This window comes from Actinokineospora terrae (assembly GCF_900111175.1).
Classification (GTDB): Bacteria; Actinomycetota; Actinomycetes; order Mycobacteriales; family Pseudonocardiaceae; genus Actinokineospora; species Actinokineospora terrae.
Genome location: NZ_FOGI01000007.1, coordinates 193679 through 208244 on the forward strand (window position 1 = coordinate 193679; position 14566 = coordinate 208244).

11 protein-coding genes are annotated in these 14566 nt (G+C 71.1%); 8 read left to right on the forward strand and 3 right to left on the reverse strand.

Annotated elements, in window-relative coordinates; translation table 11 throughout:
- Positions 1 to 12 precede the first annotated feature (12 nt).
- Positions 13 to 234 carry a PspC domain-containing protein gene (locus tag BMY07_RS17330; RefSeq protein WP_092779464.1) on the reverse strand — a complete coding sequence of 74 codons (222 nt, stop codon included), beginning with the start codon at positions 232 to 234 and terminating at the stop codon, positions 13 to 15.
- 95 nt (positions 235 to 329) lie between these two features.
- Between BMY07_RS17330 and BMY07_RS17335 the strand changes: the two genes are divergently transcribed.
- Positions 330 to 1172, forward strand: coding sequence for an AAA family ATPase (locus BMY07_RS17335; protein WP_092779466.1), 843 nt, complete (start codon positions 330 to 332; stop codon positions 1170 to 1172).
- Positions 1173 to 1617: 445 nt separating this feature from the next.
- Here BMY07_RS17335 and BMY07_RS17340 read toward each other — a convergent pair whose 3' ends face one another.
- Together BMY07_RS17340 and BMY07_RS17345 are read right to left on the reverse strand one after the other, a co-directional pair.
- Entirely contained in the window at positions 1618 to 2976 is a 1359-nt protein-coding gene (locus tag BMY07_RS17340) for a M1 family metallopeptidase (protein ID WP_092779468.1), read from the reverse strand.
- Positions 2977 to 3019: 43 nt separating this feature from the next.
- Entirely contained in the window at positions 3020 to 6892 is a 3873-nt protein-coding gene (locus tag BMY07_RS17345; protein ID WP_092779470.1) for a Pls/PosA family non-ribosomal peptide synthetase, read from the reverse strand.
- A gap of 266 nt (positions 6893 to 7158) precedes the next feature.
- Between BMY07_RS17345 and BMY07_RS17350 the strand changes: the two genes are divergently transcribed.
- The 7 genes from BMY07_RS17350 to BMY07_RS17380 all read left to right on the forward strand — a co-directional run bounded on the left by BMY07_RS17350 (position 7159) and on the right by BMY07_RS17380 (position 14559).
- The gene (locus BMY07_RS17350; RefSeq protein WP_092779472.1) at positions 7159 to 7458 is read left to right on the forward strand and encodes a PadR family transcriptional regulator; all 300 of its coding nucleotides are present in this window, start codon (positions 7159 to 7161) and stop codon (positions 7456 to 7458) included.
- Positions 7459 to 7492: 34 nt separating this feature from the next.
- The gene (locus tag BMY07_RS17355; protein WP_092779474.1) at positions 7493 to 8590 is read left to right on the forward strand and encodes a vWA domain-containing protein; all 1098 of its coding nucleotides are present in this window, start codon (positions 7493 to 7495) and stop codon (positions 8588 to 8590) included.
- Positions 8583 to 9695, forward strand: a complete 1113-nt coding sequence (locus BMY07_RS17360) for an XdhC family protein (protein ID WP_092779476.1) — start codon at positions 8583 to 8585, stop codon at positions 9693 to 9695. The genes BMY07_RS17355 and BMY07_RS17360 overlap by 8 nt, the downstream gene beginning before the upstream one ends.
- Positions 9696 to 9874: 179 nt before the next feature.
- Positions 9875 to 10366 carry a (2Fe-2S)-binding protein gene (locus BMY07_RS17365; protein WP_092779478.1) on the forward strand — a complete coding sequence of 164 codons (492 nt, stop codon included), beginning with the start codon at positions 9875 to 9877 and terminating at the stop codon, positions 10364 to 10366.
- Complete coding sequence (locus BMY07_RS17370) at positions 10366 to 12801, forward strand: xanthine dehydrogenase family protein molybdopterin-binding subunit (protein ID WP_092779480.1); 2436 nt, start codon at positions 10366 to 10368, stop codon at positions 12799 to 12801. The genes BMY07_RS17365 and BMY07_RS17370 overlap by 1 nt, the downstream gene beginning before the upstream one ends.
- Complete coding sequence (locus BMY07_RS17375; RefSeq protein WP_092779482.1) at positions 12798 to 13652, forward strand: FAD binding domain-containing protein; 855 nt, start codon at positions 12798 to 12800, stop codon at positions 13650 to 13652. Before BMY07_RS17370 ends, BMY07_RS17375 begins: the two co-directional genes overlap by 4 nt.
- Before the next feature lie 13 nt (positions 13653 to 13665).
- The gene (locus tag BMY07_RS17380) at positions 13666 to 14559 is read left to right on the forward strand and encodes an SRPBCC family protein (RefSeq protein WP_092779484.1); all 894 of its coding nucleotides are present in this window, start codon (positions 13666 to 13668) and stop codon (positions 14557 to 14559) included.
- Positions 14560 to 14566: the final 7 nt, after the last annotated feature.

The following is a 14566-nucleotide window of genomic DNA, read 5'->3' on the forward strand; positions in this document are numbered from 1 at the left end:
GACACTAGCCCGTCAGTCGTCCTCGGGGAGCAGGATCCAGCAGGCCAGGTAGATGACCGCGCCGGTGCCGAAGCCGAGCAGGGTGGCGGCGACCAGGCCGATCCGCACGATCGGGGCGTCCACCCCCATCGCCCTGGCGATGCCGCCGCACACGCCTGCCACCATCCGGTCGGACCGGCTGCGGCGGAACTTGCGGACGTGGTCCTGGACCTTGGTGTGCGTCTCGTTCGTCATGGCTCAAGAGTGGCTGGTCAACGGCGTCCTGCCATCGGGGAAGGACCCGGGTTCCGGACTAGGGGTCGCTTCCGGGTCGGGCTAGGGTGACCCGCATGCGGGTCCTTACGCCGGAGGACATGGCCAGCGCTCTTGACCGGGTCGGGTACCTGGCCGATGAGGGCCTCTCCACGGCGGCTTACCTCGCCGTGCGGATGGGCAGGCCCCTCTTCTGCGAGGGCGAGCCGGGTACCGGCAAGACAGCCCTGGCGTCGGCGTTGGCCTCAGCGCTGGACGTCGAACTGGTGCGGCTCCAGTGCTACGAAGGCATCGACGCCACGCAGGCCCTCTATGAGTGGGACTTCCCGCGGCAGTTGCTTGAGCTAAGAGCAGGTACATCGGTGGAATCCATCTACAGCAGGCGATTCCTCTTGGCGCGGCCGTTGCTGCGGGCGCTGGAGTCCCCGTGTGTCCTGCTGATCGACGAGATCGACCGCGCTGACGACGAGTTCGAGGCGTTCCTGCTGGAGATCCTGAGCGAGAACGCCGTGACAGTGCCGGAACTGGGCGAGATCCGTGCCGCCGTACCGCCGCTGGTGGTGCTGACGTCCAACCGGACACGGGAAGTGCACGACGCTCTTAAGCGGCGTTGCCTCTACCACTGGTTGGATCACCCGTCGCTGGATCGCGAACTGGCAATTCTGCGGAAGCGACTGCCGGAAGTCGGCGAACGGTTGGCGATCCAGGTCGTTAACGCTGTCCGCCGATTGCGGGAGATGGAGTTGTTGAAGCCGCCAGGAGTGGCGGAGACGATTGACTGGGCAGCGGCTCTTATCGCATTGGGGCGTGAATCAGTCGACGTCGCCACCGCCGCCCTGACCCTCGGTGCTGTCTTGAAATACCGGGAGGACACCGACCGCGTGGTCGCCGCTGGGCTGGACGCGTTGCTGGCGGGCTGATCACCGCGCGTGATCGCCGCCGCCAGGTGCGCGAGACCGGAAAATCGCTCGTCAGCAGGCGTGTCGCGGGTGCATCATGGTCGTGGGAAACCTGCCGGAGGTCACCGTTCGCGGTGAGCGCCCCGAGGCTCGAGTCGGCGTGTGGTGGCGCTGACGCGTGTCCCGAGTCGCGGCCCTGCTGGGCCCCTCCGGTTTCCCGAAACGCCGATTCGGTGCCTTTCCGCGCCCGGCCTCACAAGGCGCTGTCCGGCAGTTCCGGCACGCGCTATCCGCGCCCGCGCGGCCCCTGGCCGCACGGCCGGAAAGCCCAAGTACGTCCAGTACGAGCGGCTTCCCGTCCGCGCACCCAGGAACCACACGGATCACGAATCCCACGCACCAGACCTACCGGACAGCACCTTCCGCGCGGCCGCGGTCGGGCACACCTGGCGCGGGCCAGTCACACTTACCGGTCCGCGCCGGGCGTTCGGCGTGGGAAAGCGGGCAGGATGGGTGAGTTCAACCAGTTCGCGAAAAGCTCGGTCAACGGCCACGGCGTGTGCCGCTGGGCGAGCGCGGTGAAATCGGCGGTGGTCACGTTGCCGTGCCGGTGCGCCGAGGTCCACACCCGCAGCAGCGCGAAGAACGCGTCGTCACCCAGGCGTAGGCGCAGCGCGTGCAGCGTGACCGCGCCACGCAAGTACACGCGGTCGTCGAACAGGTGCCGCGTGCCGGGGTCGCCGATGCGCAGGTCTTGCGGTAGCTCCGACAGTTGTCGCCACGCGCGCATCGCGTGCACGTCCGCCGCGGCCCCGCCGGACACCTCGGACCACAGCCACTCCGCGTAGTTCGCGAAGCCCTCGTTGAGCCAGATGTGGCGCCACTCGGCCACGGTCAGGCTGTTGCCGAACCACTGGTGCGCCAGCTCGTGCGCCACCAGCCGCTCGCTGCCGCGCACCCCGTCGACGTGGTTGCTGCCGAAGATCGACAGTGACTGCGCCTCGATCGGCGCGTCCAGTTCGGCGTCGACCACGACCACCCCGTACTGCTCGAACGGGTAGGGGCCGAACATCCGCTCGAACTCGACCAGCATCCGCGGCTGGCGCCCGAAGTCGTGCTCGAACGGCACGGCGAGGCGGGCGGGGACGGCGGCGTGCATCATCGGCACGGTGGCGAACGAGTACTCCGCGTAGCGTCCGATTTGGACACTGACCAGGTAGGTCGGTGTCGGCTGGGACAGTCGGAACTCCCACGTCGTCGTGCTCGCCGCGGACTGCTTGGACTCCAGGACCCCGGTAGCGACAACCAGGTACGGCGACGCTACCGAGACGGCGATCCGGTACGTCGCCTTGCTGCTGGGGTGGTCGTTGCACGGGAACCACGACGGTGCGCCTATCGGCTGGCTGGCGACGATCACGCCGTCGTCCAGGTAGTCCCACCCGATCTCGCCCCAGTGACTGGGGATCGGCGCCGGTGAACCCATGTACCGGACCTCGATGGTGAACCTGCCGCCGTCCGGTAAGGAGCGGTTCGGCGTGATGTGCAGCTTCCTGCCCCGTTGGGCGTGCCGCACCGGCTTGCCGTTGATGGTCACCTTGGTGCTCCGCAGACCGGAGAAGTCGAGGCTGAACCTCGACAGCGCCTGCGTCGCCACCGCCGTGATCCGCGCGCGGCCCTCCAGCCTGCCCGGACCGACCCGGTAGACCAGGTCGAGGTCGTAGTGCGTCACCTGGTAGCCGCCGTTGCCGTGGTCGGGCAGGTAGGCGTCCAGCGATGTGCTCGCGCCGGGCTGCCCGGCGCGAGCCGGGTCAGCCTTGGCGCTCATACCCACATTCAACATGACGTCTCGGGCCTCGGTCAGGGGCCGGTCAGCGCTTGCCCGGCCACGCGGCGATCGGGTTGCCCAGCCAGCGGCTGCCGTCCGGGACCGACTCACCCCGCATGACCAGCGACGCCGGGCCGACGGTGGTGCGGACGCCGATCGACGCGCCGGGCAGCACGATGCCGTGCGGGCCGAGCGTGCCGCCCTCGCCCACGGTCACCGGGGCCATCCGCATGACGCGGTCGTGGAACAGGTGCGTCTGCAGCACGCAGCCGCGGTTGACCGTGGCGCCGTCGCCGACGCTGACCAGGTCGGCCTCGGGCAGCCAGTAGGTCTCGACCCACGCGCCCTTGCCGATCCGCGCGCCGAGACCGCGCAACCAGACCGACAGCAGCGGCGAGCCGTGCGCCCAGGTCGCGAACCAGGGCACGCCCAGCATCTCCACGAAGGTGTCGGCCAACTCGTTGCGCCAGACGAACGAGCTCCACAGTGGGTGGTCGACAGTGCGGAACCGGCCCACTAGGGCCCACTTGGCCATCACGGCGACGAGGCACGCGGCGATACCGGCACCGAAGAGCACGACACCGCTAAGAGCCAGTCCTAGCCAGAACCCGGCGTAGGTAAGGGTTGCCGCCACCAGGACCAGCAATGCCGCCGAGGCCATCACCGGTACAACGCGGCACACCTCAACCAACGCGCGAGCCATCACAAGACGGCGCGGCGGGTTGAACGTCTTGCTCTCGTCGGCATCCTCAACCGTGCGCGGCAGCTTCATCGGTGGCATGCCGAGGTAAGAGGAACCGGCCTTGGCCTTCTTCGGAGTCGAGGACAGCACGCCGACCAAGCCCCGCTTGGGGACGGCGCGACCGGGAGCGGTCATCCCGGAGTTGCCGAGGAACGCGCGCTTGCCGACGCTCGCCTCGCCGATGCGCAGCCAGCCGCCACCGAGCTCGTACGAGCCGATCATGGTGTCGTCGGCGAGGAACGCGCCGTCGCCGACGGTCGTCATGCTCGGCAGCGCCAGCACCGTGGAGGCCTCGACGCCCTTGCCGACCTTCATGCCGAGCGCCCGCAGCCACACCGGGGTGAGCAGGCTCGCGTACATCGGGAACAGCGCCGACCTGGCCAGCTCCATCAGCCGCTCGGTAGCCCAGGCCTGCCACGCGACCCGGCTGTGCACGGCGTGCCGCCCAGCCCGCATGCCGATCGACAGCAGCCGGACGAAGACCAGGATCAGCAGTGCGTAAGAGCCCATCCACGCCAGCGTCGCCGCAGGTACGGCAACCAGTGCCTGGACCATGGCCTCGCCGAGCGTGGTCGTGCCGTCGAGGAACGCGATGAGGATGAACAGCGCGGGTAGCGCCGCCGCGATCGGGAGCACGCTCAGCACGAACGACGTGGCCGCGTAGATGCCGACCCAGCGCCTACGGCGTGCGGGACGGGACCCCTTCACGCTGGCCTTGCCGGTGCGCGTCGCGGGGGAGCCGGACCAGCGCTGACCGGCCGGGACAGCGCCCTTGACGCCGGAGCCCGGCGCGACCTCGGCCCGCTTGCCGACCCGAGCGCCGGGGAACAGGGTGCTGCGCGCCCCGACCGTGGCGTGCGCGTCGACCCGGACCGAGCCGATGTGCAGGACGTCGCCGTCGAGCCAGTGGCCGGACAGGTCCACCTCCGGCTCCACCGCCGCGCCCCGGCCGAGCCGGAGCATGCCCGTCACCGGGGGCAGCGAGTGCAGGTCGACCTCATCGCCGATCCGCGCGCCAAGAGCACGCGCGTAGTGGGTCATCCAGGGGGCGCCTTGCAGGCCCGCGGCACCCGTGAGGTCCACGAACCGCTCAGCAGCCCAGAGGCGCAGGTGGACACTGCCACCGCGCGGGTAAGAGCCCGGCTGGACACCTCGCAGCAGCAGACGAGCGGTTCCGGCCGCCAGCGCCATGCGGCCCCACGGGCTCAGGAACACGAGCCAGCCCGCGAGCACCAACCACCACGACACGTGAGGGCTCCACGAGAAGCCCAAGATGTTGTTCACGGCAGCGAGCGCGACGACCCACCTGGCGCCGACGACCGTCAGCATCGGCAGGGTCAACAGGACCTGGATGACCTGGGCGCGAACCGGCGTCGGCAGCACTACCCGGTCGGTCTGGGTGCTGGCGACGGCCGCGTCGATGTGGTCGGCGAGCTTGCCCAGCGTCGGGTGCTGGTACAGGTCGGCGACGGCGATGCTGGGGTGCACCTCGCGGATCTTCGAGACCAGCTGCGCGGCGGAGAGGCTGCCGCCGCCGTTGGCGAAGAAGTCGGCCTTCGGGCTGCTCACCGCCACCCCGAGCAGGTCGCGCCACAGGCCGACCAGCCACCGCTGGGTGTCGGTCAGCGCGGCGGTGTCCACGTCGGAGGTGTCGAGGTCCAGCGGCCACGGCAGCGCGTTGCGGTCGACCTTGCCGGACGTGCGGGTCGGCAGCGTGTCGACCTCGGCGATCAGCGGGACCAGCGCGGCGGGCAGCTCGGCCCGGAGCCGCTCGACTGCCACGTCGGCGTCGAAGCCCTCGCTGGCCACGACATAGCCCACCAGGAGCTGGTTACCGGCGGCGGTAGTGCGCACGGCGGCCGCGGCACCCGCCACGTACGGCAGGGCCTGTAGGGCGGCGTCGACCTCACCGAGCTCGATACGCCTACCGCCGAGCTTGATCTGCTCGTCCGCGCGGCCGAGGAACAGCAGACCCTCGGGCTCGGCCTTGACCATGTCGCCACTACGGTAGGCGCGGTCCCACGACAGCGCGGGCAGCGGCGCGAACTTCTCGGCGTCCTTGACCGGGTCCAGGTAGCGGGCCAGGCCAGCGCCACCGATCACCAGTTGGCCGGTGGCACCCATCGGCACCAGCTCGCCCGCCTCGTCGACGACGGCCAGTTCCCAGCCGTCGAGCGGCAGGCCGATGCGCACCGGCCCCTCGCCGGTCATCCTGGCGCCGCAGGCCACCACGGTCGCCTCGGTCGGGCCGTAGGTGTTCCACACCTCGCGGCCCTCGACCGCGAGCCGCTCGGCCAGCTCGGGCGGGCAGGGCTCGCCGCCGAAGATCAGGAGCCGCACGTCGTCGAGCGCGTCGGCAGGCCACAGCGCGGCCAGCGTCGGCACGGTCGACACGACGGTGATGGCCCGCTCCACCAGCCACGGACCCAGGTCGACACCGGTGCGCACCAGCGCGCGCGGCGCGGTGACCAGGCAGGCGCCGTTGCGCCAGGCCAGCCACATCTCCTCGCAGGAGGCGTCGAAGGCGACCGACAGGCCCGCCAGGACCCGGTCGTCGGCGGTGATGGGCTCCTCGGCCAGGAACAGGTCGGCCTCGGCGTCCACGAACGCGGCGGCGCTGCGGTGGCTCACCGCGACGCCCTTGGGCTTGCCGGTGGACCCCGAGGTGAAGATGATCCACGCGTCGTCCTCGGGCGTGGGCAGGCCGGGAGCGCCGTGCGGGGCGGCCAGCGCGGTGATGGCCCGGTGCTCGCCGATCACCGCGCAAGCGTTTGCCTCGCCGAACACCAGGTCGGCGCGCTCGGCCGGGTCGTCGAAGTCGACCGGGACGTAGGCGGCGCCCGCCGTCAACACGGCCAGGATCGAGACGTAGAGGTCGGCGGTACCGGACGGGACCCGGATGCCGACGCGGTCACCCCGGCCGACACCGGCCGAGTTAAGGGCCACCACGAGGGCGTCGATCTCACCGAGCAGAGCGCGGTAAGAGAGCACGGTGGTGCCATCGTCGATGGCGTCGGCGTCGGGGTGACGCGCGGCGGAGGCGTGGAGGACGTCGACCAGGGTTCGGGGGGCGCTCTCGGGCCCTGCGCGGAACACGGCAAGCCCCTGCGCCGCGGCGTCGGCGAGTGGGTCGAGGGCGGAGAGCAGGGAAGCCGGGGGGTGGACCATCGTCATCGCGGCGAACGCATTTCTCACCTTTTCGGTGTTGTCCTAGCAGTCTCGCGGGCCTTCCGGCGCCACGGCCAACGCACGTTACCGGTCTTCTCATCGACCTGTCTCGTCGATCTCTTACCGACGTGTCGCGACTCACATCCTTGTGGCACAACGATTTTCTTATCGCGACTCGATATCGTTCGCCGATATCTACCCGCTGTGGGCTTGTTGTGCTGGGAGTTTGGTTGGCTTTACCGATCGATATCGCTGTGCGATATCGTGGAGCGATGGATGTGGTCCGGGAGTTCGCCAATGGAGCGCTGCGACTGCGCGTGTTGCGGTATGCCTCGAACGAGGAGGTACACGGGGCGTGGCTGACCGAGGAGCTAGCCGCTAGAGGGCACCGCGTGTCACCGGGCACGCTGTACCCGCTGCTCCACCGGCTTCAGGAGGCAGGCTTGCTCAAGTCGCGCACCGAGGTGGCAGACGGCAGGCGTGTGCGGCGCTACCGGGCGACGAAACGGGGCAAGAGGGTGCTCTCCGACTGCAAGGCCGTGCTCGCCGACCTGGCCGAGGACATGGCGTGAGCACCGACCGGGTGAGCTGGGGCACACTGCTGGGGTGACTCAGGTCGACCCGCTGCCCGGGCTTGTCGGGTTCGCTGTCGCGCTGCGAGCCGCGGGCGTCGCGTGCGGCCAGGAGCGCGTGCAGGCCTACTTGGCCGCGGTCGACCTGCTCGACCTCGCAGACGTCAGCCAGGTTTACTGGGCAGGCAGGCTCACCTTGTGCGCCGAGCCGGACGACCTACCGCGCTACGACAGCGCCTTCCACGCCTGGTTCACCGGAGACACCCCACGCGCGCCCAGGCCAACCCGCGATCCCCGACCCAAACGGGGGAACATCGCCGCTCTAATGGCTAGCAGCGCAGGAGAAGGCGATGACGCTGTGCACGTCGACCGGCTCGCCAGCGCCGCGGAAGTCTTGCGACACCGTGACATCTCAGGGCTAACCGCTGCCGAGCGCGCGCACCTGCGGGAGATGATCGACCTACTTCGCCCCGAACCGCCGCAACGGTCCACCGTGCGGTGGCGACCGGACCGACGCGGCCGTGTCGACGAGCGGCGCACCCTGCGGATGATGCGGGCCACCGGCGGCGAGCCCATGCGCATCGCCCGCAAGCGCCGCTCGCACAAACCCCGCCGGGTGGTCCTGCTGATCGACGTGTCCGGCTCCATGACCCCGTACGCCGACGCCCTGCTGCGGTTCGCCCACGCCGTGGCCCGCCGCGCCCCCACCGAGGTCTTCACCCTCGGCACGCGGCTGACCAGGCTCACCCGCCAGCTGCGCCAACGCGACCCCGAACTGGCGTTGACCGCCGCCGCGCGCGCCGTCCCCGACTTCGCGGGCGGCACACGGCTCGGGGAGACGCTGCGGGCGTTCCTGGACCGGTGGGGCCAACGCGGCGTCGCGCGGCAAGCCGTGGTCGTCCTGTTCTCCGATGGCTGGGAGCGCGGTGACCCGTCCCTGCTCGGTGCGCAGACCGCGCGGCTCAGCAGGCTCGCCCACCGGGTGTTCTGGGTAAACCCCCACGCAGGGTCACCGGTCTACGAGCCCGTGCAGTCCGGCATCGCGGTAGCGCTACCGCACGTGGACAGGTTGCTCGCGGGCCACAGCGTGGCCACACTCGATCTCCTGCTCCGGGAGGTGCGCCGTGCGTGATGTGCTCGACGAGGTCTTGCGCCGGTACCGGCTGGGTGAGCCGGTAGCGCTAGGCACCGTCGTCGCCACTTTCTCCTCCGCCCCGCGATCGCCGGGGGCGGCCATGGTCGTCGCAGGCGACGGTTCCGTCACCGGCAGCGTGTCCGGAGGATGCGTGGAGGGCGCGGTCTACGAACTCGGCCGCGAGGTCCTAGACACCGACACACCCACCCTCCAGCGCTACGGCGTGAGCGACGACGACGCGTTCGCGGTAGGCCTGACCTGCGGCGGGATCATCGACATCTACGTCGAACGCATCGCGCCGGACACCTTCCCCGCGTTCGAGACCCTGGCCAAGTCGGTGCACGCCGAGGTCCCCGTCGCCGTCGCGACCGTGGTCGCCCACGCGGACCCGGACCGGTTGGGCAAACGCATCCTGATCTGGCCCGACCGGCACTCGGGTAGCACCGGCTCCGACCGGATCGATGCGGCGATCGTCGACGACGCCAGAGGGCTGCTCTCGACCGGGCGCACCGCGATGCTCGGCTACGGCCTCGACGGCGAACGGCGCGGCGAGGGCATGTCGGTGTTCGTGAACTCCTTCGAACCGCCGCCCCGCATGCTCGTCTTCGGCGCCATCGACTTCGCCGCCGCCATGGCCCGCATGGGCGCCTACCTCGGCTACCGGGTCACGGTCTGCGACGCCCGGCCCGTGTTCGCGACCACGAGCCGGTTCCCCAGCGCGCACGAGGTCGTCGTCGACTGGCCCCACCGCTACCTCGAGCGGCAACTGGCCGAGGGCAGGGTCGACGAGCGCACGGTCGTCACCGTGCTCACCCACGACCCCAAGTTCGACGTCCCGGTGCTCAGCGTCGCGCTGCGCGCCAAGCTCGGCTACGTCGGCGCGATGGGCTCGCGGCGCACCCACGCCGACCGGGTCGACCGGCTGCGCGAGGCCGGGCTGACCGAGGGCGAGCTGTCCGCGCTCGCCTCGCCGATCGGCCTCGACCTCGGCGCCAGGACACCCGAGGAGACCGCGGTGTCGATCGCCGCGGAGATCATCGCCACCCGGTGGGGCGGCGGCGGGCAGCGGCTGTCAGTCCTGTCCGGACGTATCCACGGCTAGTCCACCCGACTCGGCGTCGACCGCGCTGAACAGCGGTTTCGTCCACAGTCGATCGAGTTGTCCACAGGTTCGGCGTCCGGGCTTGTCGGGAGCGGAGAACGGGGGCAGGCTGGGTTGTGAGCCCGATCACGCGGCACGGGCTCGCTGGACCCGCCCACCGCGCGAGTGCTGGAGGCAGGATGCGCATCACCGTCACCGTCGACGGAACGACCTACACCGATGAGGTGGAACCACGCCAGTTGCTGGTCCACCACCTGCGGGACACCATCGGCAAGACCGGCACCGTCGTCGGCTGCGACACCAGCAACTGCGGTTCCTGCACCGTGCACCTCGACGGGCAGAGCGTGAAGTCGTGCTCCGTGCTGGCCGTGCAGGTCGACGGCGCCGAGATCACCACCGTCGAGGGGCTCGCCCGCGACGGCGTGCTGCACCCGGTCCAGCAGGCCTTCCACGACAACCACGCGCTCCAGTGCGGCTTCTGCACGCCAGGGATGATCATGCAGTCGATCGACCTGCTCGCCGACGACCCCGATCCCGACGAGCACGCGGTCCGGCACGGGCTGGAGGGCAACCTCTGCCGCTGCACCGGCTACCAGAACATCGTCCGCGCGGTCCAGGACGCGGCGAGCAAGCTCAAGCCGGGCGCCACCCACCTGGTCGGGGGCGAGTGATGACCGCGACCGCCGAACCCGAGGTCGGCAAGGCCAGGCTGCGCAAGGAGGACGCCAGGCTGGTCACCGGCCGCACCCGCTGGACCGACAACCTGACCGTGCCCGGCCTGCTGCACCTGGCCTTCCTGCGCAGCCCGGTCGCGCACGCCAGGATCACCTCGATCGACGTCGAGGCGGCCAGGCGCAAACCCGGCGTCGTCGCCGTGTTCACCGGCGCCGACATCGCCGACGCCCAGGGCAGCCTGCCCTGCGCGTGGCCGGTGACCGCCGACCAGAAGGCCCCGCAGGCGCCGTCGCTGGCCGTCGACCAGGTCAACTTCGCCGGTGAGGCCGTCGCCGTCGTGGTCGCGCGCGGCAAGGCGCAGGCGCACGACGCGCTAGAGGCCATCGACGTCGACTACGACGAACTGCCCGTCGTGCTCGACCTGACCGCCGCGGTCGCCGACGACTCCCCCCTGGTGCACCCCGACCTGGGCACCAACTCCTCCGCGCACTGGGTGTTCGACTCGGCCGAGGCGGGCACCGGCGGCGACGTCGAGCAGGCGATCGCCGAGGCCGAGGTGCTCGTCGAGCGCACCTACCGCCAGCAGCGGCTCATCCCGGCGTTCATGGAACCGCGCTCGGTCCTGGTCGACCCCACCGGCGAGCAGACCACGGTGTGGTCGGCCACCCAGATCCCGCACATCCTGCGGCTGATGCTGGCGCTGACCACCGGCACCCCGGAGCACAAGCTGCGCGTCATCGCCCCGGATGTCGGCGGCGGCTTCGGCGGCAAGCTCCAGGTCACCCCGGAGGAGGTCGTCGCGCTGGTGGTGGCGACCAGGCTGGGCAAGCCGGTGAAGTGGACCGAGTCCCGCTCGGAGTCGCTGCTCTCGGCGCACCACGGCCGCGACCAGGTCCAGAAGCTCACCCTCGCCGCCCGCCGCGACGGCACCGTCACCGGGCTCAAGGTCGAGCTCCTGGCCGACATGGGCGCCTACCTGCGGCTGGTCAGCCCCGGCGTGCCGATCCTGGGCGCGTTCATGTTCAACGCCATCTACAAGTTCCCGGCCTACCGGTTCGCCTGCACCAACGTGTTCACCACCAAGACCCCGACCGACGCCTACCGCGGCGCGGGCAGGCCGGAGGCGACCTACGCCATCGAGCGGCTGATGGACGAGCTGGCCGCCGAGCTCGGCCGCGACCCGATCGAGCTGCGCGAGCAGAACTGGATCAAGCACGACGAGTTCCCGTTCACCACCGTGTGCGGCCTGGAGTACGACACCGGCAACTACGAGGCCGCCACCGCCAGGGCCAAGGAGATGTTCGGCTACGACGAACTGCGCGCCGAGCAGCGGGAACGCCGGGAGCGCGGCGACTCGGTGCAGCTGGGCATCGGCACCTCCACCTTCACCGAGATGTGCGGGCTAGCCCCGTCGCGGGTGCTCGGCTCGCTGTCCTACGGCGCGGGCGGCTGGGAGCACGCCGCGATCCGGATGCTGCCCAGCGGCAAGGTCGAGGTGGTCACCGGCTCGTCCGCGCACGGGCAGGGCCACGAGACCGCGTGGAGCCAGATCGTCGCCGACCAGCTCGGCGTGCCGTTCGAGGACGTCGAGGTGCTGCACGGCGACACCCAGTCCTCCCCGAGGGGCCTGGACACCTACGGCTCCCGCTCGCTGACCGTCGGCGCGATGGCGGTGCTCAAGGCGGGCGAGAAGGTCATCCGCAAGGCCCGCCGAATCGCCGCGCACATGATGGAGTGCGCCGAGGACGACCTCGAGTTCGCGGCGGGCAAGTTCACCGTCAAGGGCACCGAGCGGGCCACCGCGCTCACCGACGTGGCCCTCGCCGTCTTCGCCGCGCACGACCTGCCGGACGGGGTCGAGCCGTCGCTGGACTCGGAGGCCACCTTCGACCCGGAGAACTTCTCCTTCCCGCACGGCACCCACCTGTGCGCGGTCGACGTCGACACCGAGACCGGGTTCGTGAAGATCCGCAAGTACGTGTGCGTGGACGACGTCGGGGTGGTGGTCAACCCGATCATCGTCGAGGGCCAGGTCCACGGTGGACTCGCCCAGGGCCTCGCGCAGGCGCTCTACGAAGAGGCGGTGCACGACGAAAGCGGCACGCTGACAACGGGAACACTGGCCGACTACCTCATCCCGTCCGCCGTGGACCTGCCGCACTTCGACACCGACCGCACCGAGACCCCCGCGACCAGCAACCAGCTCGGCGTCAAGGGAGTCGGCGAGGCGGGCACCATCGCCTCCACACCCGCGGTGGTCAACGCCGTCGTCGACGCGGTGCGCCACTTCGGCGTCAACGACATCCAGATGCCGTGCACGCCGATGCGCGTGTGGACGGCCATCAACGGCGGCCCGACGGACGCGGGCGGCCTGGGCAGCGAGGCGGGCGGCGGGCTCGGCTCGATCGACACCTCCGGAGGTGCGGCGTGATCCCGGCCGCGTTCGACTACACCGCTCCATCCACAGTGGACGAGGCGGTCCGCGCGCTCGCCGACGCGGGCGAGGAGGCGAAGGTCATCGCCGGTGGCCAGAGCCTGATCCCGGTGCTGCGCATGCGGTTGGCCGCACCGACCACCCTGGTCGACATCGGCCGCATACCGGAACTGCGCGGCATCCGCGACGAGGGCGACGCGCTGCTCATCGGCGCCACCACCACGCACTACGAGGTCCAGCGCGACCCCTCGGTGCGCGAGCACGCGCTGCTGCTCAAGGCCGCCACCGACACCGTCGCCGACCCGCAGGTCCGCCACCGCGGCACCTTCGGCGGCGCCGTGGCCCACGCCGACCCGGCAGGCGACCTGCTTGCCCCGGTGCTGGCGCTGGACGCGGAACTGGTGCTGCACGGCCTGGAGGGGCCGCGCACGGTGGCCGCCGCCGACTTCTTCGTCGACTACTTCACCACCGCGCTGCGCCAGGACGAGATCCTGGTCGGGGTGCGGGTGCCCAAGCACACCGGCTGGGGCGCGCACTACGAGAAGTTCAGCCGGGTCGCCCAGGCGTGGTCCATCGTGGCCGTCGCCGCGGCGGTCCGGGTCGAGGGCGGCGTGATCGCCGAGGCCAGGGTCGGGCTCACCAACATGTCGTCGGTCCCGGTGCGCGCCCGCGCGGTCGAGTCGGCGCTCGTCGGCCAACCCGCCACCGCCGAGGCGATCAGGGCGGCCGCGGCGCACGCCGCCGAGGGCACCAGCCCGACCGCGGACGGCAACGCCGACACCGCATACCGCCAACACCTGGCCCGGGTACTCACCTCGCGCGCCATCACCGCCGCCACCGGCGTCTAGGAGGATCACGACAGTGCTGCTGGAGCACCGGTTCACCGTGCGGGCCCCGTTGTCGGAGGTCTGGGCGGCCCTGCTCGACCCGCACCTGGTGGCGCCCTGCATGCCGGGCGCCACCCTGACCGAGGTCATCGGCGACGCCTTCACCGGCACCGTCAAGGTCAAGGTCGGCCCCATCTCCCTGCTGTACCGGGGAAACGGGCAGTTCCTGGAACGCGACGAGCGGATGCGCAGGCTCGTCATCAAGGCCTCCGGCAAGGACTCCCGGGGCAACGGCACCGCGGCGGCGACGGTCACCGTCACCCTCACCGACGAGGGCGACAGCACCAGCGGCACCGTCAACACCGACCTCGCGATCACCGGCAAACCGGCCCAGTTCGGCCGCGGCCTGATCGCCGAGGTGGGCGGCAAGATCCTCACGGTCTTCGCCAACTGCCTCGCCGACAAGCTCGCCGCACCCCCGCCCGCCGACGTACCCGCCCCGAGCGGGTCGGTCCAGGCCGGTTCCGCCACCGAGGGGTTGGCCGAACCGGACCGGACCGACCCGGCAGCCGAGGACACCCCGGCGGTCGGGCCACCCGACGGGCCCGCCGAGCCAGACACGCCCGACTCCGCAGGGGCACAGCCTGGCCCTGTTGAGCCGGTTCCGGCGCAGTCGGGCACTGCCGAGTCGAGTCCCGTGGAGGACTCGTCCGATTCCACGAGCGCCGCGGACACCGAGCCGGGTGGATCGGTGTCCGCGGGGGAGTCGCGGCGCGCGGGGGACCGGCCGCTGCGGGCCGTCCCGGAGGCGGAACCGGTCGACCTGCTGGAGTTGGCCGGGCCGTCGGTGGCCAAGCGGGCGGTCCCGGTGCTGGCCGCGGTGGTCGCGCTGGTGGTCGTCCTGCTGATCAGGAGGAGGTGGCGCTGAGGTCCGA

Coding starts and splice junctions, on each gene's coding strand:
- BMY07_RS17350 (WP_092779472.1), top strand. CDS start 7,159: ATGGATGTGGTCCGGGAGTTCGCCAATGGAGCGCTGCGACTGCGCGTG.
- BMY07_RS17330 (WP_092779464.1), bottom strand. CDS start 234: ATGACGAACGAGACGCACACCAAGGTCCAGGACCACGTCCGCAAGTTC.
- BMY07_RS17335 (WP_092779466.1), top strand. CDS start 330: ATGCGGGTCCTTACGCCGGAGGACATGGCCAGCGCTCTTGACCGGGTC.
- BMY07_RS17340 (WP_092779468.1), bottom strand. CDS start 2,976: ATGAGCGCCAAGGCTGACCCGGCTCGCGCCGGGCAGCCCGGCGCGAGC.
- BMY07_RS17345 (WP_092779470.1), bottom strand. CDS start 6,892: ATGACGATGGTCCACCCCCCGGCTTCCCTGCTCTCCGCCCTCGACCCA.
- BMY07_RS17370 (WP_092779480.1), top strand. CDS start 10,366: ATGACCGCGACCGCCGAACCCGAGGTCGGCAAGGCCAGGCTGCGCAAG.
- BMY07_RS17365 (WP_092779478.1), top strand. CDS start 9,875: ATGCGCATCACCGTCACCGTCGACGGAACGACCTACACCGATGAGGTG.